General features: G+C 67.9%; 19 protein-coding genes and 1 pseudogene. 11 read left to right on the top strand and 9 right to left on the bottom strand.

Annotated elements, in window-relative coordinates; genetic code table 11:
- Positions 1-92: 92 nt before the first annotated feature.
- Positions 93-785 (bottom strand): SRPBCC family protein, encoded by a 693-nt coding sequence (locus ACX5I6_RS08175; protein ID WP_285247364.1) that lies wholly within the window; start codon positions 783-785, stop codon positions 93-95.
- Positions 782-1,417 carry a helix-turn-helix domain-containing protein gene (locus ACX5I6_RS08170; protein WP_461840129.1) on the bottom strand — a complete coding sequence of 212 codons (636 nt, stop codon included), beginning with the start codon at positions 1,415-1,417 and terminating at the stop codon, positions 782-784. The genes ACX5I6_RS08175 and ACX5I6_RS08170 overlap by 4 nt, the downstream gene beginning before the upstream one ends.
- Positions 1,418-1,530: 113 nt before the next feature.
- Here ACX5I6_RS08170 and ACX5I6_RS08165 point away from each other — a divergent pair, with 113 nt between their 5' ends.
- Positions 1,531-2,511 carry an RluA family pseudouridine synthase gene (locus ACX5I6_RS08165; protein WP_461841687.1) on the top strand — a complete coding sequence of 327 codons (981 nt, stop codon included), beginning with the start codon at positions 1,531-1,533 and terminating at the stop codon, positions 2,509-2,511.
- Here the strand turns inward: ACX5I6_RS08165 and ACX5I6_RS08160 are convergent.
- The gene (locus ACX5I6_RS08160; protein ID WP_461840128.1) at positions 2,483-3,013 is read right to left on the bottom strand and encodes an O-acetyl-ADP-ribose deacetylase; all 531 of its coding nucleotides are present in this window, start codon (positions 3,011-3,013) and stop codon (positions 2,483-2,485) included. The two genes, ACX5I6_RS08165 and ACX5I6_RS08160, sit on opposite strands and share 29 nt — an antisense overlap.
- Positions 3,014-3,133: 120 nt before the next feature.
- Here ACX5I6_RS08160 and ACX5I6_RS08155 point away from each other — a divergent pair.
- Positions 3,134-3,755 (top strand): annotated as a pseudogene (locus tag ACX5I6_RS08155) (DedA family protein).
- On the opposite strand, the gene ACX5I6_RS08150 reads toward ACX5I6_RS08155, so the two are convergent.
- Together ACX5I6_RS08150 and ppc are read right to left on the bottom strand one after the other, a co-directional pair.
- Positions 3,752-4,057 (bottom strand): hypothetical protein, encoded by a 306-nt coding sequence (locus ACX5I6_RS08150; protein WP_109045907.1) that lies wholly within the window; start codon positions 4,055-4,057, stop codon positions 3,752-3,754. The pseudogene ACX5I6_RS08155 and the gene ACX5I6_RS08150 sit on opposite strands and share 4 nt — an antisense overlap.
- 217 nt (positions 4,058-4,274) lie before the next feature.
- Entirely contained in the window at positions 4,275-7,082 is a 2,808-nt protein-coding gene (gene ppc / locus ACX5I6_RS08145) for a phosphoenolpyruvate carboxylase (protein ID WP_461840127.1), read from the bottom strand.
- Between the two features lie 191 nt (positions 7,083-7,273).
- Here ppc and ACX5I6_RS08140 point away from each other — a divergent pair, with 191 nt between their 5' ends.
- Positions 7,274-8,098, top strand: a complete 825-nt coding sequence (locus ACX5I6_RS08140; protein WP_461840126.1) for a DUF1684 domain-containing protein — start codon at positions 7,274-7,276, stop codon at positions 8,096-8,098.
- A 53-nt stretch (positions 8,099-8,151) separates the two neighbouring features.
- On the opposite strand, the gene ACX5I6_RS08135 is transcribed toward ACX5I6_RS08140, so the two are convergent.
- Positions 8,152-9,360: an acyl-CoA dehydrogenase family protein gene (locus ACX5I6_RS08135; protein ID WP_461840125.1), complete on the bottom strand. Its 1,209-nt coding sequence runs from the start codon at positions 9,358-9,360 to the stop codon at positions 8,152-8,154.
- A complete protein-coding gene (locus tag ACX5I6_RS08130; RefSeq protein ID WP_461840124.1) occupies positions 9,357-10,151 on the bottom strand; it encodes an SDR family NAD(P)-dependent oxidoreductase in 795 nt (264 codons plus the stop codon). The genes ACX5I6_RS08135 and ACX5I6_RS08130 overlap by 4 nt, the downstream gene beginning before the upstream one ends.
- Positions 10,152-10,286: 135 nt before the next feature.
- Here ACX5I6_RS08130 and ACX5I6_RS08125 point away from each other — a divergent pair, with 135 nt between their 5' ends.
- Positions 10,287-11,588 carry a glycoside hydrolase family 76 protein gene (locus ACX5I6_RS08125; RefSeq protein ID WP_461840123.1) on the top strand — a complete coding sequence of 434 codons (1,302 nt, stop codon included), beginning with the start codon at positions 10,287-10,289 and terminating at the stop codon, positions 11,586-11,588.
- A 34-nt stretch (positions 11,589-11,622) separates the two neighbouring features.
- Here the strand turns inward: ACX5I6_RS08125 and ACX5I6_RS08120 are convergent, their stop codons facing one another.
- Together ACX5I6_RS08120 and ACX5I6_RS08115 are read right to left on the bottom strand one after the other, a co-directional pair.
- Positions 11,623-13,278 carry a glycoside hydrolase family 32 protein gene (locus ACX5I6_RS08120; protein ID WP_461840122.1) on the bottom strand — a complete coding sequence of 552 codons (1,656 nt, stop codon included), beginning with the start codon at positions 13,276-13,278 and terminating at the stop codon, positions 11,623-11,625.
- 131 nt (positions 13,279-13,409) lie between these two features.
- Complete coding sequence (locus ACX5I6_RS08115; protein ID WP_461840121.1) at positions 13,410-14,012, bottom strand: YdeI/OmpD-associated family protein; 603 nt, start codon at positions 14,010-14,012, stop codon at positions 13,410-13,412.
- Positions 14,013-14,122: 110 nt separating this feature from the next.
- On the opposite strand from ACX5I6_RS08115, the gene ACX5I6_RS08110 reads away from it, so the two are divergent.
- The 7 genes from ACX5I6_RS08110 (at position 14,123) to ACX5I6_RS08080 (ending at position 20,553) form a co-directional block, all read left to right on the top strand.
- Positions 14,123-14,851, top strand: coding sequence for a VOC family protein (locus tag ACX5I6_RS08110; protein WP_461840120.1), 729 nt, complete (start codon positions 14,123-14,125; stop codon positions 14,849-14,851).
- A gap of 9 nt (positions 14,852-14,860) precedes the next feature.
- Complete coding sequence (locus ACX5I6_RS08105) at positions 14,861-15,400, top strand: NUDIX hydrolase family protein (protein WP_018763774.1); 540 nt, start codon at positions 14,861-14,863, stop codon at positions 15,398-15,400.
- An 88-nt stretch (positions 15,401-15,488) separates the two neighbouring features.
- The gene (locus tag ACX5I6_RS08100; RefSeq protein ID WP_461840119.1) at positions 15,489-16,508 is read left to right on the top strand and encodes a DUF6707 family protein; all 1,020 of its coding nucleotides are present in this window, start codon (positions 15,489-15,491) and stop codon (positions 16,506-16,508) included.
- Between the two features lie 72 nt (positions 16,509-16,580).
- Entirely contained in the window at positions 16,581-17,309 is a 729-nt protein-coding gene (locus ACX5I6_RS08095; RefSeq protein WP_461840118.1) for an SRPBCC family protein, read from the top strand.
- A 66-nt stretch (positions 17,310-17,375) separates the two neighbouring features.
- A complete protein-coding gene (gene tgt / locus ACX5I6_RS08090) occupies positions 17,376-18,662 on the top strand; it encodes a tRNA guanosine(34) transglycosylase Tgt (protein ID WP_461840117.1) in 1,287 nt (428 codons plus the stop codon).
- 35 nt (positions 18,663-18,697) lie between these two features.
- Complete coding sequence (locus tag ACX5I6_RS08085) at positions 18,698-19,447, top strand: dienelactone hydrolase family protein (protein ID WP_461840116.1); 750 nt, start codon at positions 18,698-18,700, stop codon at positions 19,445-19,447.
- A gap of 167 nt (positions 19,448-19,614) precedes the next feature.
- Positions 19,615-20,553, top strand: a complete 939-nt coding sequence (locus tag ACX5I6_RS08080) for a type IV toxin-antitoxin system AbiEi family antitoxin domain-containing protein (RefSeq protein ID WP_461840115.1) — start codon at positions 19,615-19,617, stop codon at positions 20,551-20,553.
- The last annotated feature ends 120 nt before the right edge of the window (positions 20,554-20,673 follow it).

The following is a 20,673-nucleotide window of genomic DNA, read 5'->3' as shown; positions in this document are numbered from 1 at the left end:
CCACCGAAATCGCCGGAGGTGTGCGTAACCGCCGGAACGGAACGGCGATCCCGCACCGTTCCGGCGATCAGGGCGCAAAAAGGGAATCGTGGCTACGCGTACACGTGTTCCAGGAACCCACCCCACGCCTTGGCCGTGGTCTCGGAGTCTCCGGCGCCGCCGAAATCGTGAACCGTCATGCCCACCGGGGCGCCGAAGGCGTTGCGGCCGAAGAACCGGTACAGGGCGTCCTGGGTGCGCAGGCCCAGGAAGTGCTCGTTCGAGAAGTCCACCTCGCCCGCCAGCCGCCCCACGCCGTCGAGCTCCATGTCAAAGCTGTCCCCCTGCCCGGCGGTTCCCAGGCCCAGCGCTTCCCGCAGCTTGGCGAATCCGTCCGGTGCCTGCGAAGCCGCGGGAGCCTGAATGTCGGTGAACACCACGGGACGGCCGTCGAAGTACTGCAGGTATTGGCCCAGCGTGTGCAGGTAGAACTCGGTGTGGCGGCTGGCGCCGTCGTACTGCTCATCCCAGTTGTCGGCGAAAATGCCGCTGTGGACGTAGTGCAGGCGTGCACGGCCGCCGTCCAGCGGCTCCAGGACGTGTTCCAGCTGGTTGAACCAGCCGTCCGGGCCCTCCATCCTGGATACCAGGTGGCTGGGGTACTCTTCCACGGTCCTGACGGCGGGCCACTGGTCCGTGGGGAACATCCAGGCCGGGGTTCCGGCGGTGACGGCTTCCCACACCCGCTCTGGCGTACCGGGAAGCTCAGAGTCGTGGACGATTTCAAAGGTGTGCTTGTTGTTCATTTGTCCTGTTCCTTGCCTGGAGTGGATTCGTTGGTTGCTTTGGGGGCATTGGTTTCTTTGAGGACCGGGTGCAGGGCCACGACCAGCCGGTGCCGCCGCCCGTGTGGGGACCCGTCGTCGTGGTACTTGTCCACCAGCCGGGTGACCTCCACGCCGAGCTCCTCCGCGAAGGCTGCCCGGTCGGCGGCGGTGCGGAATGTAATCTCGCCGTCGATGGCGAACGTTGCCAGTTTCTGCCGGGCAGCGGCCGCACCGGCTATCAGTTTTCCCACTTCCCGGACCATCCGGCCGGCGAGCGCCAGCAGCCAGAATGCGGAGAAACGGTCTGAGAAATGGTGCGGATCCGGCGAGATCGAGGCCAGCGCGGACGGTGAGATCAGGTAGGAAGCTGCGGTGGCCTGGAGCACGCGCTCAGTGACGTTCCCTTTGCGCCGTTCCTCCACCAGCTCCACCAGGCCATGCCGCTCCAGCGCCTTGAGGTGGTAGTTGACCTTTTGCCTGGGCAGACCCACCCGGACCGCCAACTGCGTTGCGGAGCCGGGCCGGGCCAGCTCCCGCAGGATGCTGGTGCGGATGGGGTCCAGCGACGCTTCGGCCGCGGCCGGGTCCTCGATGACTGCAATTTCCTGCATGCCACTATTCTCGCTACCGACAACTTTTATTGTCAAGAACTTTTTTGTCGTCGGTGGTTCGCGGGATCCTGGGCCCGCTGGCCGCCCAGGGGCACCGGTAGAATAGGGCGGTGATGCAATCCCCCCTCCCCGTGCGCGACGGCGTCAACGCCACCCGCCTGCGCCTCCCGGACGAGGGCCCCTGGGACACCGCGATGGACTACATGATGCACCGCTGGGGGCACATCGATCCGCAGGGCATCGAGGACCGGTTCGACGCCGGCGAGATCGTGGGCGAGGGCGGCATCCCCCTGGACCGCAGCACCCCGCTGCGGGACCACACGTTCATCTGGTACTACCGCACGCTGCCGCCGGAGACCCGGCTGCCCGTAGAACTGAGCATCCTGCACCAGGACGAGCACCTGCTGGTGGTGGACAAACCGCACTTCCTGCCCACCACTCCGGGCGGCACCTACATCCAGGAATCCGCCCTGGTGCGGCTGCGGAACCAACTGGACCTGCCGGACCTGATTCCCATGCACCGGCTGGACCGCATGACCGCCGGTGTCCTGCTCTTCTCCACCAACCCGCAGACCCGGGGCAAGTACCAGGTGCTGTTCGAGAAGCGGCAGGTGCAGAAGGAGTACGAGTGCGTCTCCGCCGCGGAGCCCGCACCGGGACATCCCGCCGTCGAATTTCCCGTGGTGGTCCGCAACCGGATGACCAAGTCGCGCAGCTACCTGCTGGCGGAAGTCATTGACGGCGAGCCGAACGCGGAAACCAGGATAGAGCAGCTGGAAACGTTCGACGCCGGCGGCCGGGCAGGTGCCTCCGGCAGCGATGGCAGCGGCACCGGCAGGCGCCGCCTTGCCAAGTACCGGCTGGAACCGCACACCGGCAAGACCCACCAGCTGCGGGTGCATATGGCCTCGCTGGGACTGGGAATCGTCAACGACGCCTTCTACCCTGATCTGCTGGACAAAGCCCCCGACGACTACGCGAAACCGCTGCAGCTGCTGGCCCGCGGCATCCGCTTCGTCGACCCGATCTCAGGCCGGCCGGTAGAGTACCGCAGCGCCCTGGACCTCAGCGAAGCTGTCCGAACACGTCCCTGAACACCTCTTCCACCCCGGACGTGTGGAGCACGAACTCCACCACCTCCAGGTCGCTGGCCGGGTGCAGCGCCTGGAATCCGGCCAGGGCGTCCAGGGCCGCGCGTGCGACCGCATCCGCCGCCCAACCGTAAGCGCCCGCACCCACCGCCGGGAACGCCAGTCCGCGGGCGCCCAGGGAGTCCGCCAGCCGCAGGCTTTCGCTGAAGCAGGACACCAGGAGGGCCCTGTTCGTCTGCCCGGCATGCCGGTTCGGGCCGACGGTGTGGATGACCCAACGGGCCGGCAGCCGGAATCCGGCCGTTGCCACGGCGGCGCCGGTCTGCAGTCCGTCCTGGAGGTCGGTTGCCCGCAACTGACGGCACGCAGCCAACAGTTCCGGACCGGCTGCCCGGTGCAGCGCCCCGTCCACTCCCCCGCCGCCCAGCAGCGACGAATTCGCGGCATTGACCACCGCGTCCACCCGCCGCTGCGTTATGTCGCCCTGCAAAACCGTGATCCGCATGCCGCCAGTTTCCCACTCCACCATCCGTTCCGGGCACGGACGGCCGCGGAGGTATTCCTCCCCAGGTGGGTGCCCGTCACAGGCACCGCCGGCCCGCCAAAAGTGCGGTACCTTGTGGCAATGGACTTCGGCAGCGCTGACAGCTGGGGGCGGCCCTCTATTTCTGGGTCATCCCTTTGGTGGTTGGCGACGCCATTTTCCCGCCCATCCCCTCGGAGATGGTGGTGATTACCGGCGGGGCATTGTCCGCGGATGGCCGGGCCAATGTGTTCCTCGTCCTGGTGCTCGCCGCCCTGGCGTCCTGGATTGGCGACATGGTGGTGTTCCACCTGTTCCGCCGCCGGCTCAGCCACGTACTGGACCGCTGGAAATGGGGGCGCCGAGTGCACGCCGGCATCCATGCGGCACTGGCCAAGGCCGGGCGGTCGTCCACCTATGGCACCATCATCGGCGCCCGGTTCATCCCCGGCGGCCGGCTGGCCACCTCGGCAGCGTCAGGGATCGCAAATGTCTCAGTGCGCGGCTTCGGACTGTGCGCCGGGCTGGGGCGGTCCTCTGGGCCTGCTGGCTCGTCGGACTGGGGTACTTTACGGGATCGACCACCAGGCTGCCGTTCTGGGCCAGTTCCCTCATCGGGGTGGCGGTGGGCCTGGTGATCGGCGCCGTCGTGGGGCTGATCGTCACCCGGCGGCGCGGCGACAGGTCCCCGGTGGAAGACGAGCCCATTCCGGACGCAGGCTAGACGGGCAGCCACTTGCCGCGGCTGCGCCGCAGCACGCTGAGCGCACCTGTCAGCGCGACGCGTTCGACGGCGTCGCGCATCATGCTTGCCGACTCCAGCGCCTGCTGGTTCTCACCGGAGTACTCGGTGGCTTCCACAAGGAACCGAAGGTTGAGTTGCGGCACTCCGCCGGCAATCTGCAGCTGGTGCGCCTCCACGTGGTGGCGGGTGCCCAGCGCCTCCACGGCGGCGTCCATGACGGACTCCGGCGGATTCCCCGGCCGCAGCCCGGTGATCTTGAGGCGGGTCTGGAAAGAAGGCATGCCCTCCACCCTATCCAAACCCCCGCTCACATCCTGCCGCCAAAAAGCCAACCCCCGCTCACATCCTGTCCCCTAAACCCAAACCCCCGCTCACTCTCTTCAAGAGAGTGAGCGGGGGTTGGGGTTGGAACGGCAAAACGTGAGCGGGGGTTTGGGTTGGAACGGCAAAACGTGAGCGCGCGTCGGAAGAAATGCCGCCGGAAGTGAGCGGTCGTTCCTAGCCGGTGTTGCGCAGGCCTGCGGCAACACCGTTCACGGTGATGAGCATGGCCCGCTGGAGGCGCTCGTCGATCTCGGCCCCGCTGATCTCCGCCTCGGTCCGGATACGGCGCATCAGCTCAACCTGCAGGTAGCTGATGGGATCCAGGTACTGGTCGCGGATCTCCAGGGAACGCTTCAGCGTGGGCTGGGCGTCCAAGAGGATGTCCTCGCCGGTGAGCTTGCGGACTTCGGCCACCGTGAGCTCGTACTCCTCCCGGATGGTGCGGAACAGGTGGTGCAGTTCCTCCGGGACCAGGGTGGACACGTAGTAGCCGGCGATGTCCATGTCCGTCTTGGCCAGGGTCATCTCCACGTTGGACAGCACGGACCGGAAGAAGTTCCAGTGATCCATCATCTCCACCAGCTGGGCAGAGTGACCGGCTTCCCGGGCAGCCTTCAGCCCCGAGCCCACGCCAAACCAGCCCGGCACGATCTGCCGCGACTGCGTCCAGCCGAACACCCATGGGATGGCGCGCAGGCCACCGAGGCCCGCGCCCGAATCCGGACGCTTGGACGGGCGGGAGCCGATGTTGAGCGAGCCGAGCTGCTCCACCGGGGTGGACGCCATAAAGTAGGCGGGCAGGTCCGGGTGGTCGATCAGCTTGCGGTAGCGGTCGAACGCGGCATCCGAGATGGATTCCATGACGTGTCCGTACCGCTCCCGCTGGTCCTCGGAGGTCCGGGGGTTGCGGTGCAGGGCCGAACCCTGCAGCACCGCGGCGAGCGAGAGCTCCAGGTTCTCCCGGGCCAGTTCGGGCAGGGAGTATTTGTCCGAGATGACCTCGCCCTGTTCCGTGAACTTGATCTCGCCTTCCAGGACACCGTTGGGCTGGGCCAGGATGGCGTCATACGTGGGTCCGCCGCCACGGCCCACGGAACCGCCGCGGCCGTGGAACAGGCGGACGCGGACGCCGTGCTTGGCCGCGATATCGCGCAGCTTGCGCTGGGTCTTATGGATCTCCCACTGGCTGGTCATGACGCCGGATTCCTTGTTCGAGTCCGAGTAGCCCAGCATCACTTCCTGGACATCCCCGCGCAGCCGCACCAGTTCCCGGTAGGAGGGATCGGACAGCAGCTGGTCCACAATCTCGGCCGAGGCACGCAGCTCCTCCACCGTTTCCAGCAGCGGCGCGAAGCCAAGCTTGGCGTAAGGCTTGTCGCCGAACAGGTTCACCAGGCCGGCCTCGCGGGCCAGGACGGCGGCGGCGAGGACGTCGTCGGCGCCGCGGGTCATGGAGATGATGTAGGTTTCGATGACGTCCGGCCCGTACATGCGCAGGGCCCGCCGGATCTCCCGGAAGACGTCGTACGTGCCGTCGGCGGCGCCGTCGAGCTTGATCGGGTGGCCGGAGAGCGGGCGACGGGACGCCAGTTCGGAGCCCAGCACCTCGAAACGTTCCTCGCGGCTCAGCTCCGCGTAGCGCAGCCCGGGGCCGCCGATCCGGTCCATCAGCTGGCCGACGGCGTCGTGGTGGTGGTCGGCGTGTTCGCGGATGTCCAGCGTGGCCAGGTGCAGCCCGAACGAGGCAATGGCGCGGCGCACCCGTGCCAGCGAACCGTCTGCGGCCAGGGCTGCCGAGTGGTTGCGGAGCGAGAGCTCCAGCAGCTGCAGGTCGGCCATGAGTTCATCGGTGGCGTTGTAGTCGCGCCCGTGCTCGTGGTTCGAATTGACGGCCACCCGCTTGCCCGTGTTGATGAGCTTGGCCTTGATGCAGGTGAGCTTCAGCCGGTAGGGCTCCTGCGCATTCAGTTCCAGGACCCGCTTGTCCAGGCCCGGCAGGTTCTTCAGGTCCGTATCGATTGATTCGAGCAGCGCCCGGTCGGCACCGGCCAGGGCCGTGGAGTTGGACAGCACGGAGATCAGTTCATCGATCATGCCGATGCTGATGCGGATGGCGCTCTGGTTTTGGATCTGGAGGATTTCCCGCGTCACGGCCGCGGTGACGTTCGGGTTGCCGTCGCGGTCACCGCCGATCCAGGAACCGAACCGGATGGGTGCGTCCTTGGCAGCCAGGCTGACCCCGTGCTCGCCCAGGAGGTCGGCGAGTTCGGACAGCATGTGCGGCATGGCGTCGGTGAGGATGCCGCCCAGGTAGTAGATGGCGTTCCGGGCCTCATCCACGGGCGTGGGCCGGACCTGGCGCAGTTCGTCGGTCTGCCACATCTGGTCGATGATCTCGGCCAGCTGCCGGTCCTGCCTCCGCCGCGCCGTTGACCCCTCGGCCGTGGAGTGGGACAGGACGTCGGAGATCTTGCGGATCTTGTCCAAGACCGAACGGCGGGACGCTTCGGTGGGGTGGGCGGTGAAGATCGGACGGACGTCCAGGCCGTTGACCACTTCCTGCAGGACGTCCGGGCCTGCCTGCTCGGCGATCTCCGCGACGGTCTTGGCCAGCCAGCCGTCCTTTTCCGACCGGTTGCGCAGGCCGCGGACCCGATGGACCTGCTCGGCGGCGTTGGCCAGGTGGAAATAGAACGCAAAGGCGCGCACCAAGTCGGTTGCCTGCTCGATTGGCAGGGAGCCGAGCAGTTCGCGGACCTGGGCGACGACGTCGTGCGCGCTCCAGGGGCCGGTGGCGTCTGCGCCGCCGCGCGCCGCTTCCTTGGATTCCTTGGTCAGCAGCCTGACCTGTTCCACGAGGTCCAGGAGTTCAGGGCCGTGCTGGCGGACCAGGGATTCGCCGAGGAGGGTGGAAACACGGCGGACGTCTGCCCTCAGTTCGGAGGCCAGGTCTGTTTCGGGATGTGCGGCAGTGTGAGCCATGGAAGCAATCTTTCGAGGGTTTCGGACTTGGCTCGTACACTGCGCTGGATACTGTGAGCCACGTTACTAGCTAAAGATGCTACCCCCGGTCCGGCGCCACAGTGGAATCCGTCTCAAAAGATGTCGCCACCCGCGGAATGAACAGGAAATACCCGTGGTTGTAGCGTGGGCAGACGCAACCGGAAGGAACCATGTCCACCACCACCGCAGCCAAGCTCGAGCGCTGGCAGCGCTTCCGCACCAACCGGGACAAGGCGCTTGCAGCCCCGCACGGCTGGCTCACCCTCACCTCTTTCCAATGGCTCGAAGACTCACCGGCCGGCGTCGACCTCGCCCCGGGCCTCTGGTCCGTGGACGGCGCGACGGCGGTACTCACCGCGGTCCCGGCGGACGGGCTCACGCTGGTGGAGACGGGCGAAAAGGTGGACGGCGCCGTGTCCGCTGTCCTTGCGGACGAGGAGTCGTTGATGTGGGTCCGGTTCGGCGGCCCGGACGGGAACCAGGTGGTGGTGGAACTGGCGATGCGCGGCGGGAAATACGCGATCCGCACCCGGGACTCGGCCTCGCCGGTGTTCACCGAGTTCGACGCCGTACCCACCTATCCGTACACCCCGGAGTGGGAAGTCACCGGCCGGTTCGTGCCCTACCCTGAGCCGGTGGACGTACCGATCGGAACCGCCAACCCGCTGGTTGACGGCGTGCACCGCAGCGTGGGTGAGGTGGTCTTCGGCCTCCCCGGCAGCAGCCACGAGTTCCGGCTGCAGGCCGAGGAGGAGAAACTGGGCGCCCTGACCGTCACCTTCCACGACGAAACGAATGGCGACACCACGGACGACTGGCGGAAGCTCTCGCTCCCCCGGCCCCGCCCGGACGGCTCCGTGGTGCTGGACTTCAACCGTGCCATCAACTACCCCAGCGCCTTCACGCCCTACGGCACGTGCCCGATGCCGGTCAGGAACAACAGCTTGGATATCCGCGTGGAGGCAGGCGAGAAGCAGCCCTACCCAGGCGCCTGACCGGTTTCGACAGGCTCAACCCCCGAAATCAGGTTCAGCCACCGAAGACAGGCTCAACCACCGAACGCTGACACCCCTGTGATGGCCCGGCCCACGATCAGGGTGTTGACCTCGAACGAGCCCTCGTAGGTGTAGATGGCCTCGGCGTCGGCGAAGATCTTGGCCATCCGGTAGTCGGTGACAATGCCGTTGCCGCCAAGGATGGACCGGCCCAGCGCCACGGTTTCGCGCATCCGGGCGCTGAGGTACGACTTGGCCAGGGCCACCTGCGGCATGCCCGCGGCGCCCTGGTCCTGGAGCCTGGCGATCCCGGCCATCATTCCCATGCTGGCCACGGTGTTGCCCAGCATGGTCACCAGCTGTTGCTGGATCAGCTGGAAGTGGGCCAGCGGCCGGCCGAACTGGTGCCGCTCCACGGCGTACTGCCGGGCTACGTCGAACGCTGCCAGCTGCTGGCCCACCGTCTGCCAGGCCACCATGATCCGCGAACTGCGCAGCAGCTCCTTGGTGTCCTCGAAGCTGCCGATGCCGCCGAAGCGGTCCGCCTCCGGGACCCGGACGTCGCTGAAGACGATGTCCGCGTTCTGGACAGTCCGCAGGGCGATCTTGTTCTCGATCCGGCTCCGGCTCACGCCAGGCAGGTCCGCGTCCACGATGAAGCCCCGGACGGAACCGTCGGCTTCATCGCGCGCCCAGACCAGCATGTAGTCGCAGAACGTCCCGTTGCCGATCCAGCGTTTGGCGCCGTTGAGCACCCAGGTGTCGCCGGCGTCGTCCGCTTCTCCGGTGCCGGAGGAAATGCGCCGGGCACGTGTCTCCATGCCGCCGGCGACGTCGGAGCCGTGCAGGGGCTCGGTGAGGGCGAAGGCACCGGTGATCCGCAGGTCCGAGGCGTCGGCCAGCAGCCTGCGCTTCTGGTCCGCCGAGCCGAAGGCGTGCAGGGATTCGACGAAGAGGTCGTGGTGGACCAGGAAGAACGTGGCCAGGGAGGTGTCCACGCGGGTCATCTCCGCGATGACCAGCCCGGCAAAAAGGTTGCTGTAGCCGCGGTGCGCCGGCGTGCTCAGTTCCAGGGCGGCCAGTTTGGGCAGGATGTGGGCAGGGAACTCGGCTTTGTTCCACCAGTCGCCGGCGTAGGGTGCCACTTCGGCTGCCAGGAAGTCCCGCAGCTCCGCCAGCTTGTAGCGCTCGGCCTGGCCCAGCATGGATTCGACGGCGAAGAAATCCGCCACCGGCAGGTCCGTGATGTCCGGAGCACTCATCGCGGCCCCATCCGGATGGCGCCGTCCAAGCGGATGGTCTCCCCATTCAGCATGGCGTTGCCCACGATGTGCGCCACCAGGTTGGCGTACTCCGCCGGCTTCCCCAGCCGGGACGGGTGCGGTACCTGCGCGCCCAGCGAGTCCTGGGCTTCCTGCGGCAGGCCGGCCATCATGGGCGTTTCGAAGATGCCCGGGGCGATGGTGACCACGCGGACCAGCGAGCGCGCCAGTTCCCGGGCGATGGGAAGCGTCATGGCGGCGACAGCCCCCTTGGAGGCTGCGTAGGCGGGCTGGCCGATCTGCCCTTCGAAGGCGGCCACGGATGCCGTGTTGATGATGACGCCGCGCTCCGGGCCGCCGAGCCGGGTGGTCACGGGCTCGGTGGCCACCATGGCCTCGGCCGCCAGCCGCAGGACGTTGAAGGTGCCCACCAGGTTGACCTGGACGACGCGGCTGAACGCTTCCAGCGGCAGGACGCCATCACGGCCCAGCACCTTGCCGGGAGTGGCAATTCCTGCGCAGTTCACCACGATCCGCAGCGGGCCCAGCCCGGCGGCTGTTGCGACGGCGGCCCGCACCTCGGCGTCGCTGGTCACGTCCGCAGGGGTAAAGAGGGCGGACTGCCCGGCCTGGGCGTGGCTGTTGAGGTCGTCCGCCACCGCCTGGCCGTCCGAGGAGGCGAGGTCCAGGAGCACCACCGAGGCGCCGTCGTCGAACAACCTGCGTGCGGTGGCCGCTCCGAGCCCGGAGGCCCCGCCTGTGACCAGGGCGACGCTGCCTTTGATGTCCATACATCCTCCTTGATGCGCGTGCCTCCGGCCGTGGCGCGGCCTTGGGCAACAGTTAATGAATGTTAACTGAAATACGGCGCCGCCGCACCCACCCCGCGGGGCCGAGGACCCGGCACCGCCGCTAGGGTGGACGGCATGACCTCCAGCAGCACCTCCTTGGCCACCTGGCAGGACCGTGCGAACCACGCCGCCCGCTCCGTGACCGGGCTGTTCGGCCGGAACCTGTTGTTCCTGCCCGGAACCCACCTCGCCGCCGTCGTGTGGCAGGGCAGGCACCCGGCTGGGAAGGGCTCCCCCGCGGCGGGGCAAGAACCCGTTGCGGGGCAAGAACCCGCCACTCCGCCGCGCGAGCGGTGGCTCGCCGCACTCCGCCGCGCAAGGCCCGCCGCGGGACTGCTGCTCCCGTGGCACTACTGGTGGCAGGCGCATTACGTGGACTGCCTGGTGGACACCGGCCTGCGGGAATTGGCCGGCGGAGCCACCCCTGCGGTGCGGTTCAACGGACCGGACCTGCCCAGCGCGGGACACCTGGCCTCACGGCTGGTCACCGGCATGAGGCTCCGCAATGCCCTGACGCTCGTGAACAGCTACTACGACGACATGGCATGGCTGGCCCTGGCGACCCTGCGGCTGGACAGGCTCGCAGAAGAAGCGCAGCGGCCGGGACGCCGGCGCAACGCCCGGGTGCGTTCCGCACTGGCCCTGCAGTTCGACTCCGCCTGCACCGACGATTTGGGCGGGGGGACGTTCTGGAGCAAGAAGCGCGACTTCAAGAACACCCCGGCCACGGCACCTGTGGCGTTGTTCTATGCCCGCACCGGCCGGCGCGGCACGGCTCAGACGCTGCTGGACTGGCTGGACGCCACCCTCTTCGACCAGGGCCAGGGACTCTACCTCGACGGTGCACGGCTGGGTCCTGCCGGGGATGTGCTGGTTGAACGGTCGCTGTACACCTACAACCAAGGCCCGGTCCTGGGTGCCCTCCTGGAACTGGGCGGCGACGCCAACCTTGCCCGGGCCACCGCGCTGGTGGACTCCGTGCAGCGGCTGCTGACCGTCCCGGCAGCCGGCGGCAACGCTGCCGCCGCAACGGTGCTGCGCTGCGAAGGAACGGGCGACGGCGGCCTCTTCACCGGGATCCTCTGCCGGTACCTCGCGCTTGCGGCGGCAGACCGACGGCTACCCGCGACCGCCCGCGCCACAGCCGCTGCGTTGGTGCTGGCCACCGCCGAGGCGTTCTGGGCCGGACGGCGGCCGGTGGGCGCCGGTGAAGCAAAGGCGCCCCTGGCCGGCAGGAGCATCTTCTCCGTACACGCCGGCCAACCCGCGGACCGGACCTATCCGCCGGGAGCGCCGGTGGAGCTCGCCACCCAGCTGCAGGCCTGGATGACGCTGGAGGCAGCGGCCACGGTCATCGCTGCCGGCCCGGCCACCTGACAGGCACGGCCGGCCGAACCGGCGGGACCTGCGCTCAGCGGATACCGGACAGCGGCGTGACCGTGCCGGCTTTGAGCGTCAAGGGCACGTCGGCGGCCAGCTGGACCGCTTTCGGACCTGCCGGCGGGAACATGAGGGACGTCAGGGACTGTCCGTCCACGAAGACCTCCACGGAGGACCGGTCCACGTAGGCTGTCAGCCTCACGGTCCCGCCGGCGGGGCGTGCTTCCACCGAGCGGGGCTGGCGGTACTCGCCACTGCCCTCGGAGGGCTCCTTCCCCTGGCCGCCGGCCACGGCGTCCCCGTCCCGGGTAATGAAGGCCCGGCCGGCGGCGAAGTCGTAGCCGATGGTGGCGTAGGTGGTGCCACCGCTTTGCAGGAGCAGGGTGGCTTTCCCGGTGCCGTCCGCGGGTTCTTCCAGCTCGACGTCCGCCTTGAACACTCCGCTGTCCGGGATGGGAAGGGTCCGGGCATCCCGGACCGGGCCGGCGGGCACCTGGACCGGCGCCCCTTCCAGGGACTGGAGCGCCGGGGTGGGCGACTGCACCAGGGCGGGGCGGCCGGCACCGGACGTGAGCCGGATGTCGCGGACCACCGAGGCGGCCCCGAACCAGCCGTCGGTGGGCAATTGCCGGGCGTAGGCCCAATTGTTCATCCAGCCGATGGCATGCCGGAATGCCTTCCGCTGGCCATCGCTTTGGCGCGGATCATCCCAGGTGACGGCCGCGTAGAAGTCCGCCCCGCCGTCGAGCCACTGGTGGCCACCGTCCGCTGTGAAGGCCTTGCCGTCGAACTTGCCGGTCCAGTAAGCCAGGCCGGTGGTGCGGCCGTCCTTGGAACCGTTGGCGCTGGCGGCCAGGACCCAGGTGCGTTTGGCGGGGTCGCCGTCGATGTCCATTTGGAAGAAGTCCGGGCATTCCAGGATTCCCAGACCGTCCTGCTCGAATCCGGACATATAGGTCCACCGCTTGAGGTCGGGGGAGGTATAGAACCCGATCTTGTGGCCCTCTGCGAGGAGCATGAGCCACTGGTTGTTGGCGTCGTCGCGGACAATGCGCGGGTCCCGCCAGTGCTCCGCGCCAGGGTTTTCCATCACCGGGTTCTGTCCGTAGCTTTGGAAGCTGTAGCCCTGGTCCGTGGAGTAGAAGAGGGACTGGCGCTGCACACCGTCGAGCTGCTGGGTGAGCACAGCGATGACCGCCCCCTTGCCAAAGCCCGCGGTACCTTCAGTGTCCACCACGGCGGAGCCGGTCTCGATGTCCCCCAGTCCGTTGCGGAACTTGGGGATGGCCACGCCCCGGTTCTCCCAGTGCACCAGATCGGTGCTGGTGGCGTGGAACCACTCGGTGCCGTTCCCCTCCGGATAGTCGGCGTTGTAGAGGTAGTAGTAGTGCCAGAGGCCATCCAGGTAGAAGGGCCGCTGGGGATCGTTCATCCAGCGCTGGTCCGGGGTGAGGTGGTAGGCAGGCCGGTAGCCGCTTTGGTCAGCCGGCGGCGCCTGCGGCCCTGGGGGTGCCGTGGATGCTGGCGGTGCCGTGGATGCCGTACCGCCGTGCTGTCCTTCGACCGTCCGGGTGTTCCCGGCGATCACCAGGGCCGCCACCAGGAGCACGGCCACGGCTGCGGCCACCCACAGGAGGGGGCGGCGCCGAAGGGCGGCATACGCGGGTCCGAAAATTTTGGGGAGCATGGGGTCATCGATCCGTCGCTGAACGCACAAGTGCCGTCCCCCGGTTCGGGGAACGGCACCAGCGCAAGTGAACCGTCAATTTTACCCGGCGGGCCGCCCGGAGCCGAATCCGGCGCGTCATGCGGGAGCCGCTAGTCCCGGCCTGCGGGGCGCTTCTTTTGCGGATACGGCGTCTCGCCCCGTGCCAGCATCTCCACGAACCCGGCGATCCGGCGTTCCCGGGTGGCTGCCTGCTTGGCCGTGTTGGTCCGGAACACCAGGGCGAACAGGTTGGTCTTGGTCAGGACATCGAACATCTCCTGCGCTGCCGGGTTCGCGGCGATCGCTGCCGCAAGGTCCGGGGGCACCTCCACATCGGCCTGGCCGCCGTAGGCTGCCTCCCAGCGGCCGTCCGCCTTGGCCGCGGCAACTGCCGCCCTGCCGGCGTCGGTCATTTTTCCCTCTTCCTCCAGCCGGGCGATATGTCCCGCGTTCCGGGCGGACCAAATGCTGCGGGGACGTCGTGGCGTCCACCGCTGGAACGAGCTTTCATCATCGCGGCGCCGGAGCTGCCCGTCGATCCAGCCAAAGCACAGGGCCTCATCCAGGGCCGCCGGATAGTCAAGGCCGGTCACCGTGCCGCCCTTCTTGTGCAGCACCAGCCAGACGCCGGGGCTGGTGCTGTGGTTCGCTTCCAGCCAGGCGCGCCAGGCGGCGGCGTCGGGCACCAGCAGTTCCTCGAGGTCATCAGCCATGGCCCCATTCTGCCGGGAAAATGCCCTGCCACAAGCCCCACTGCGCAGCGGGCCATCACGTGGCATCATGGCCATAGAGCCGCACGCCACCCAGCACCAAGGACAACGCCATGCTCCGAGTCCGCCCCGTCCATTTCACGTCCCGCACCGAGTCCTGGACGCAACTCCTCACCGTCCTGGGCATGGTGAGGACGGAGGACGACGGCGGCTGGCAGGTTTTCGATTCGGCGTCGGGCCGCCTGGCGCTGCACCCGGCCGAGGCCGGTTCGGACCGCGACGGCCGCACCGTCTTTGCGGTGGAAGTGGGCGACGTCGCCGAATTCGCCCGCCGCACCAACGACTCGGCACAGGAGGAGGCAACCCTGCCGGCCGAACTGGTCACCGCCGACCACGGCGAAGCCTGCCGCATCAGCGCGCCGGACGGCTTCAGCTTTTTGGCCGACAAGGCCGTCCACGGCGCCCAGTGTGCCGACGCCGACCCCGCCCTGGCCGTCGTCGCCGTCTGGTATACCGCAGATCCGGAGGCCGCCGTCCGCACCATGCTGCATATCGGGGCGCGGCCGCGGCCCGTGCCGGACGACGACGAAACCGCCGACTTCACGGCCAAGAACGGCGGCGTCCTGCTGGTTCGGGCGGCATCCGGGCCGTCCCGCTCCGGCCTGGGCTTCGAGCACGGCGGCCCGCTGGAACCGTTGCGGGAGCGCCTCGCGGCCGCCGGGATCGCCGCCGGCATCACCGAGGAGGCCTTCGGAAGCACCCTCCACGTGGCCAATCCGGACGCGGGCAGCCCCAACGCGCCCGCCACCGTCTGGATCTCGGAGCGCCGCCCCATGGGGTAGAACTTAACCATGAACGTGCGCACACCTGACCCGAATCCCGGCTGGCTCTCCGAAGAAGACCTCTTTGAGGCGCGCGGGCGGCTGCCCATGGTGTACGTGGAGGCAGTTCCGGTCAGGCTGGACCCGCTGGGCTACGTCAACGAGGTGGGAACACTGCTGCAGGCCGACGCCGACGGGACCATGGTGCGCTCCCTGGTGTCCGGCCGGGTCATCTACCGCGAGACCATCCGCGCCGCCCTGCTGCGGCACATGGAAAAAGACCTGGGCCCCCTCGCCTTCCCCCAGCTTCCCCTCAGCCCGGTGCCGTTCACGGTGGCCGAATACTTTCCGGCACCGTCCCAGACGGGGTTCACCGACGAGCGGCAACACGCCGTGTCGCTGGCGTACATCATCCCGGTCACGGGCGAGTGCGAACCCCGCCAGGACGCCCTGGAACTGACCTGGATGACCCCGGAGGAAGTGCTCAGCCCGGGCGTCCAGATGGAGTTTTCCGGCGGCCGCGGCGGCCTCATCCGGCAGGCACTGGCATTCGCAGGCGTGGGCTTCTGACATCCCCGCCGGGACGTGGGGGTCCCCGGTTTTAGGTGCCCGCCTTTGTAGACTGTAGGGCGGACCGCAAGAGAACTTAAGGACTCCCATGACCGAAACACCAGCCGCCAGGCACCACCGTGAACAGCAGGCTGGATCTCTGACCACCGGCACCCACATCCTCCTTCCGGACGGCCACCGCACCGCCGAAATCGACCAGGTGGAGCTTGAGCGGGACGACTACGGCTCCCCGGCCTTGGTGCTGGCGAGCCTTTCCGGCGGCGGAACGCTGAGGGTTGCCGTGGGCGCCACGGTCACCGTTGTGGATGGAGCGCACGACGACGTCACGCAGCTTCCGCTGCCGGCGGACCTTCCTGAGGCCGCGCCCTTGGCCGAGGCAGGGGCCGTGCCGGCCCAGCCGGCCGCCGGGACGGGACCCATTGCGGTGGCGCCCGCCGTCGTCCTTCCCCCGCTGCCGCCCGCGCCGCCCGCCGTGAACGGGCCCAGCGAGGAGGAGCTCGCGCTCATCCCGGCACCGGTCGGCACACCCGAATCCGTGGTGGAAGCCGCCGCGGAAGCGCACCCTGATGCGGAGGGTGTCCTGCTCCTGGCAGACCGGCTGTCCAAAGGCGTCAACTTCAAGTCCGGCAGCTGCCTGAAGGACCTCAGCGACCTCGCGCACGAACTGTTCGTCACGCTCAAGGACGCAGACGCCGCGCTGTCCGTCGCGGACCTCCTCACCGTGCTGCCCTACGACGGCAACCCGGGCCGGTGGACCTCCGTGGAAGCGTCCCTGGCACTGGCCAGCTACATCTGCCGGCAGGACGGCCAGGACAAAAGAGCCGAGGTCTACGAGAAACTGATCCGTACCCCGGAAAACCAGGAAACGGATCCGTTCAAGGCGCGCATGGCCGCCAAGGTTCGGCAGCGTTCACTCAACGAGCCCAATCTGTACGACAAGGAAATCTTCCGCTCGATCGACAACTCCAACCACGACGCAGAACGCGAATGGCGGCTCCTGCGGCTGGAGTCCCTGCTGTTCCTGCGAGCCCACGGCGGCTCGGAAACCATCGGCATGACCGAACTTGAACGGCGCATCAGCAACGAGCTCGAGGCAGTCCGCGCCTGAGCCCGGCGGCGCCCCTCCGGCGGTAAAAATTCCCCCTACCCGGGGCGTAGCCGGAGTTGTACATTCGGGGCTATGACGAACAATCTCAGCGTAGTGATCAACGCCGACGCGCCGCAGGTCTGGACCATGCTGCGTGAACCGTCCAAGGTGGCCCAGTGGCACGGCTGGCAGGCCGAGGACCTGGAGTCCGAGATCAAGCAGATCTACTTCTCCGGCGACGAACAGGAATCCGCGGACCACACCAGCCTGACCGTGCACGGCGGGGACACGTTCGAACTCCACCCGGTGCCGGAAGGTACCAGGGTCAGCGTCACGCGCGGGGCGCTGGACCACGATTCCGAATGGGCGGCCTGGGACGAGGACATCACCCAGGGGTGGCTGACGTTCCTGCAGCAGCTCCGCTTCGCCCTGGAACGCCATCCGCACGGCAAGCGGCACACCCTGTTCCTGCACCTGACGGACGGGAAGGGTTCGGCCATCGAAAAACTCGGGCTGAAGGACCTCCCGGCCCCGGGCGAGCCGTACCAGGTCATCCTGGATACCGGAGAGGAAATCAGCGGGAAGGTCTGGTACCGGACCAGCCACCAGGTGGGCCTCACGGTGCACGGTTACGCCGAACACGGCGAAGGGCTGCTGGTGGTTGCGGACCACCCTGCCATCAAGGACGTCCGTGCGGAGGGCGACGGTTCGCTGGTGGTGGTTTCCACCTACGACCTTGGCGCCGGAGCCTTCGACGCCGTGCGTTCCGCCTGGGATTCGTGGCGGGAGGCCAACTACCCCGGGACGGACCCAGCCAGCTGACGCTCCGCCGCCGGCCTGCCCGGGCCCGGTTGCCGGCGTCGTGAGGTTTGCTGGCAGACTGGTGTGGTGCCTGCCAACCCTGCCTTCGCCCTGCCTGAAACCCAATCGCAGTTCTCCTTCACCGTGGGCACGCGGCTGGCGGACTCCTGCCCGCCGTCGGCGGCCCAAGAGGAGGAAAACGGCGGGAAGTTCCTGGGCCGCACCGGCACCATCACCACCCCGCACGGCGAGATCCAGACGCCGGCGTTCATCGCCGTCGGCACCAAGGCAACGGTCAAGGCGGTACTGCCGGAATCGATGGCGGACCTGGGCGCGCAGGCCCTGCTGGCCAACGCCTACCACCTGTACCTTCAGCCCGGCCCGGACATCCTGGACGAGGCCGGCGGCCTGGGCGCCTTCATGAACTGGTCCGGTCCCACGTTCACGGACTCCGGCGGTTTCCAGGTGATGAGCCTGGGGTCCGGGTTCAAGAAGGTCATCGACATGAAGTCCGTGGATACTTCCGGGCCTGATGATGCCGTGGCCCCCGGCAAGGAGCGCCTGGCGCACATCGACGACGACGGCGTCTGGTTCAAGTCCCACCTCAATGGCGACCGCCACCGGTTCTCCCCCGAGATCTCCATGCAGGTCCAGCACCAGATCGGCGCGGACATCATGTTCGCGTTCGACGAGCTCACCACCCTGCAGAACTCCCGCCGCTACCAGGAGGAGTCCCTGGAGCGCACCCGACTGTGGGCGGTGCGGTGCATCGAGGAGCACTTCCGCCTGACAGAGGACCGCGCGGGCAAGCCGTACCAAGCCCTGTTCGGCGTGATCCAGGGGGCACAGTACGAGGACCTGCGCCGCAAGGCGTGCCGGGACCTTGGCGCGATGCCGTTCGACGGCTTCGGCATCGGCGGCGCGCTGGAGAAGGAAAACCTGGGCACCATCGTCCGTTGGTGCAACGAGGAATTGCCGGAGGACAAACCGCGCCACCTGCTGGGGATCTCCGAGCCCGACGACATCTTTACTGCCATCGAAAACGGCGCCGACACGTTCGACTGCGTCTCCCCCACCCGCGTGGCCCGGAACTCCGCCTTCTACACCCCGGAAGGCCGGTTCAACCTTTCCGGCGCCAAGTACAAGCGCGATTTCGGGCCCCTGCAGGAGGGCTGCGACTGCTACGCGTGTGCCAACTATTCGCGGGCATACATCCACCACCTGTTCAAGGCCAAGGAGATGGTGTCCGCCACCCTGATCTCCATCCACAACGAGCGGTTCGTGGTGAAGATGGTGGACGATGCGCGGCTGGCCATCGAGTCCGGCACGTTCTTCGACTTCAAGGCGGAAACCCTGGGCCGGTACTACTCCTGAGTGTTGCTCCCGGCAGCCTCCGCTATCCTGACCAGATGCTCATTGAGATCCAGGCCGCAGCAGGCCCTGCCGAAGCCCTTGTCGTCCGTCCGTCCAGCGGTACCGGCCCGTTCCCCGGCGTGATCCTCTACATGGACGCCTTTGGCCTGCGCCCCCGCATCGAGGAGATGGCCCAGCGCATCGCGGACTGGGGCTACGTGGTGCTTGCGCCCAACGTCTTCTACCATGACGGAACCGTGGAGCAGCTGGCCCCGGCCGTTGACATGTCCACCCAGGAGGGCCGGGAGGCGGCCGGCAAGGCGGCGTTCCCGCGGGTCGGCCACCTGACGTCGGACAAGGCGCTGCCAGACATCGATGCATGGGTTGCCGCGCTGGCCGGACTCGACGGCGTCGCCCCCGGCCCGATCGGAACCACTGGCTACTGCATGGGCGCACGCCTTGCCGTCCGGACCGCCACCGCGCACCCCGAGGTGGTGGCAGCCTGCGGCGGCTTCCACGGCGGCGGCCTGGCCACTGACGAGCCGGACAGCCCGCATCTTGGGCTGTGGAAGGCACGGGCCCGCTTCGTGTTCGGCCACGCGGACAACGACAGGAGCATGGCCCCGGACGCGGTGACCCGCCTCGGCGACGCGCTGCGTGACGCGGGCTTGGAGGCGTCCAATGAGATCTATGCCGGGGCACCGCACGGCTACACCATGGCGGACACGTCCGCGTTCCACCCCGAGGCCACGGAACGCCATTTCCGTGAGCTGCGTGCCCTCCTGGACGGAACGCTGAAGGCCTGACCCGGCCGGCCGCCGTCGAACTCGCCGGAAAGCTGCCGGATCGCCGGAACGTTGCGGCGAGCCGGACGGGTTCCGGCGAGCCGGGGCATCAGGACGGCATGGGCAGGTTTTCCACATGACGACGGCGGCGCCTTCCTGGGTTGCCGCAGCGGCGGGATCCTGTCGGGATGACACTCGAGCCGCATTTCCGTCTCCCCTCCCTTCCGAGCACCGGCAACCTGTGGCGGACGGAGCAATTGCAGGAGAAGGGCCTCAATTCCCGGGCTATCAAGGCATTGGTCCTCCACGGGAAGCTGGTACGTCTTCGCCACGGCTGCTACATCCGCGCAGAGCTGTGGGAGAAACAGTCACGTTCCGTCCGCAGCAAGCAGTTGATTCGCGCCCATGCGCACGGGACGCTGACCACCTCATCCGGCGGCTATGTGTACAGCCATACTTCTGCGGCCCGGCTGCACGGTCTGCACTTGTGGGCAGTAGATGACACGATCCACCTCCTGCTTCCGGGGAACCCTTCCAGCGAGCGGCTCGGCAAGGATGTCCAGGGCCATACCCGGCCGTGGACAGCGTCGGAGGTGGTAACCCTCGGCGGCCTCAGGGCGACCTCGCTGGAGCGGACAGCAGTGGATTGCGCCATGATGCTGGGTTACCGGCAGGCACTGGTATTGACCGATCACGCCCTCCGGCTAGGGGCCGACAAAACCTTCCTCGAAAGCATGGCTGATGGCCTGGAGGGACGCCGCGGGATCCGGACCCTCCGGCGCGCCCTTACCCACGCAGACCCACGTTCGGAGTCGGCCGGTGAAACACTGACCCGCGAACTCCTGGCTCGGCTGAAACTTCCCCTGCCGGAACCCCAGGTGTTGGTGGCAACACGTGCTGGCCAGCACCGGCTGGATTTCGCCTGGAAGGATAAAAGGGTGGCACTCGAATTCGACGGGAAAACGAAGTACTTCGACTACGGGCCAACGGCTGAGGCGTTGTTTCAGGAGCGGCAGCGCGAGAAGGCCCTCACCGAGAACGGCTGGACCTTCCTTCGCCTGACCTGGGCCGACCTTTTCCGCGAACACGAGTTCAAAGCGCGTGTCCTTAACGCTCTTGGGCGGTAGCCAAACCGCCGGAACGGTGCCAGATCGCCGGTTTTTTCCGGCGACCTGGCACCTTTCCGGCGACCTGGCACCTTTCCGGCGATCTGACATCCTTCCCGCGTGGGGGTGGTGCTGTTGACA

It is taken from the genome of Arthrobacter sp. MMS24-T111, from assembly GCF_054888995.1.
The sequence above is the reverse complement of the archived record's forward strand: the minus strand, read 5'-3'. Positions and strand labels throughout refer to the sequence as shown.

Excerpts from the sequence above, each read along its gene's own strand:
- ACX5I6_RS08175 (WP_285247364.1), bottom strand. The coding sequence starts at position 785 with ATGAACAACAAGCACACCTTTGAAATCGTCCACGACTCTGAGCTTCCC.
- ACX5I6_RS08170 (WP_461840129.1), bottom strand. The coding sequence starts at position 1,417 with ATGCAGGAAATTGCAGTCATCGAGGACCCGGCCGCGGCCGAAGCGTCG.
- ACX5I6_RS08165 (WP_461841687.1), top strand. The coding sequence starts at position 1,531 with ATGCAATCCCCCCTCCCCGTGCGCGACGGCGTCAACGCCACCCGCCTG.
- ACX5I6_RS08160 (WP_461840128.1), bottom strand. The coding sequence starts at position 3,013 with ATGCGGATCACGGTTTTGCAGGGCGACATAACGCAGCGGCGGGTGGAC.
- ACX5I6_RS08150 (WP_109045907.1), bottom strand. The coding sequence starts at position 4,057 with ATGCCTTCTTTCCAGACCCGCCTCAAGATCACCGGGCTGCGGCCGGGG.
- ppc (WP_461840127.1), bottom strand. The coding sequence starts at position 7,082 with ATGGCTCACACTGCCGCACATCCCGAAACAGACCTGGCCTCCGAACTG.
- ACX5I6_RS08140 (WP_461840126.1), top strand. The coding sequence starts at position 7,274 with ATGTCCACCACCACCGCAGCCAAGCTCGAGCGCTGGCAGCGCTTCCGC.
- ACX5I6_RS08135 (WP_461840125.1), bottom strand. The coding sequence starts at position 9,360 with ATGAGTGCTCCGGACATCACGGACCTGCCGGTGGCGGATTTCTTCGCC.
- ACX5I6_RS08130 (WP_461840124.1), bottom strand. The coding sequence starts at position 10,151 with ATGGACATCAAAGGCAGCGTCGCCCTGGTCACAGGCGGGGCCTCCGGG.
- ACX5I6_RS08125 (WP_461840123.1), top strand. The coding sequence starts at position 10,287 with ATGACCTCCAGCAGCACCTCCTTGGCCACCTGGCAGGACCGTGCGAAC.
- ACX5I6_RS08120 (WP_461840122.1), bottom strand. The coding sequence starts at position 13,278 with ATGCTCCCCAAAATTTTCGGACCCGCGTATGCCGCCCTTCGGCGCCGC.
- ACX5I6_RS08115 (WP_461840121.1), bottom strand. The coding sequence starts at position 14,012 with ATGGCTGATGACCTCGAGGAACTGCTGGTGCCCGACGCCGCCGCCTGG.
- ACX5I6_RS08110 (WP_461840120.1), top strand. The coding sequence starts at position 14,123 with ATGCTCCGAGTCCGCCCCGTCCATTTCACGTCCCGCACCGAGTCCTGG.
- ACX5I6_RS08105 (WP_018763774.1), top strand. The coding sequence starts at position 14,861 with ATGAACGTGCGCACACCTGACCCGAATCCCGGCTGGCTCTCCGAAGAA.
- ACX5I6_RS08100 (WP_461840119.1), top strand. The coding sequence starts at position 15,489 with ATGACCGAAACACCAGCCGCCAGGCACCACCGTGAACAGCAGGCTGGA.
- ACX5I6_RS08095 (WP_461840118.1), top strand. The coding sequence starts at position 16,581 with ATGACGAACAATCTCAGCGTAGTGATCAACGCCGACGCGCCGCAGGTC.
- ACX5I6_RS08085 (WP_461840116.1), top strand. The coding sequence starts at position 18,698 with ATGCTCATTGAGATCCAGGCCGCAGCAGGCCCTGCCGAAGCCCTTGTC.
- ACX5I6_RS08080 (WP_461840115.1), top strand. The coding sequence starts at position 19,615 with ATGACACTCGAGCCGCATTTCCGTCTCCCCTCCCTTCCGAGCACCGGC.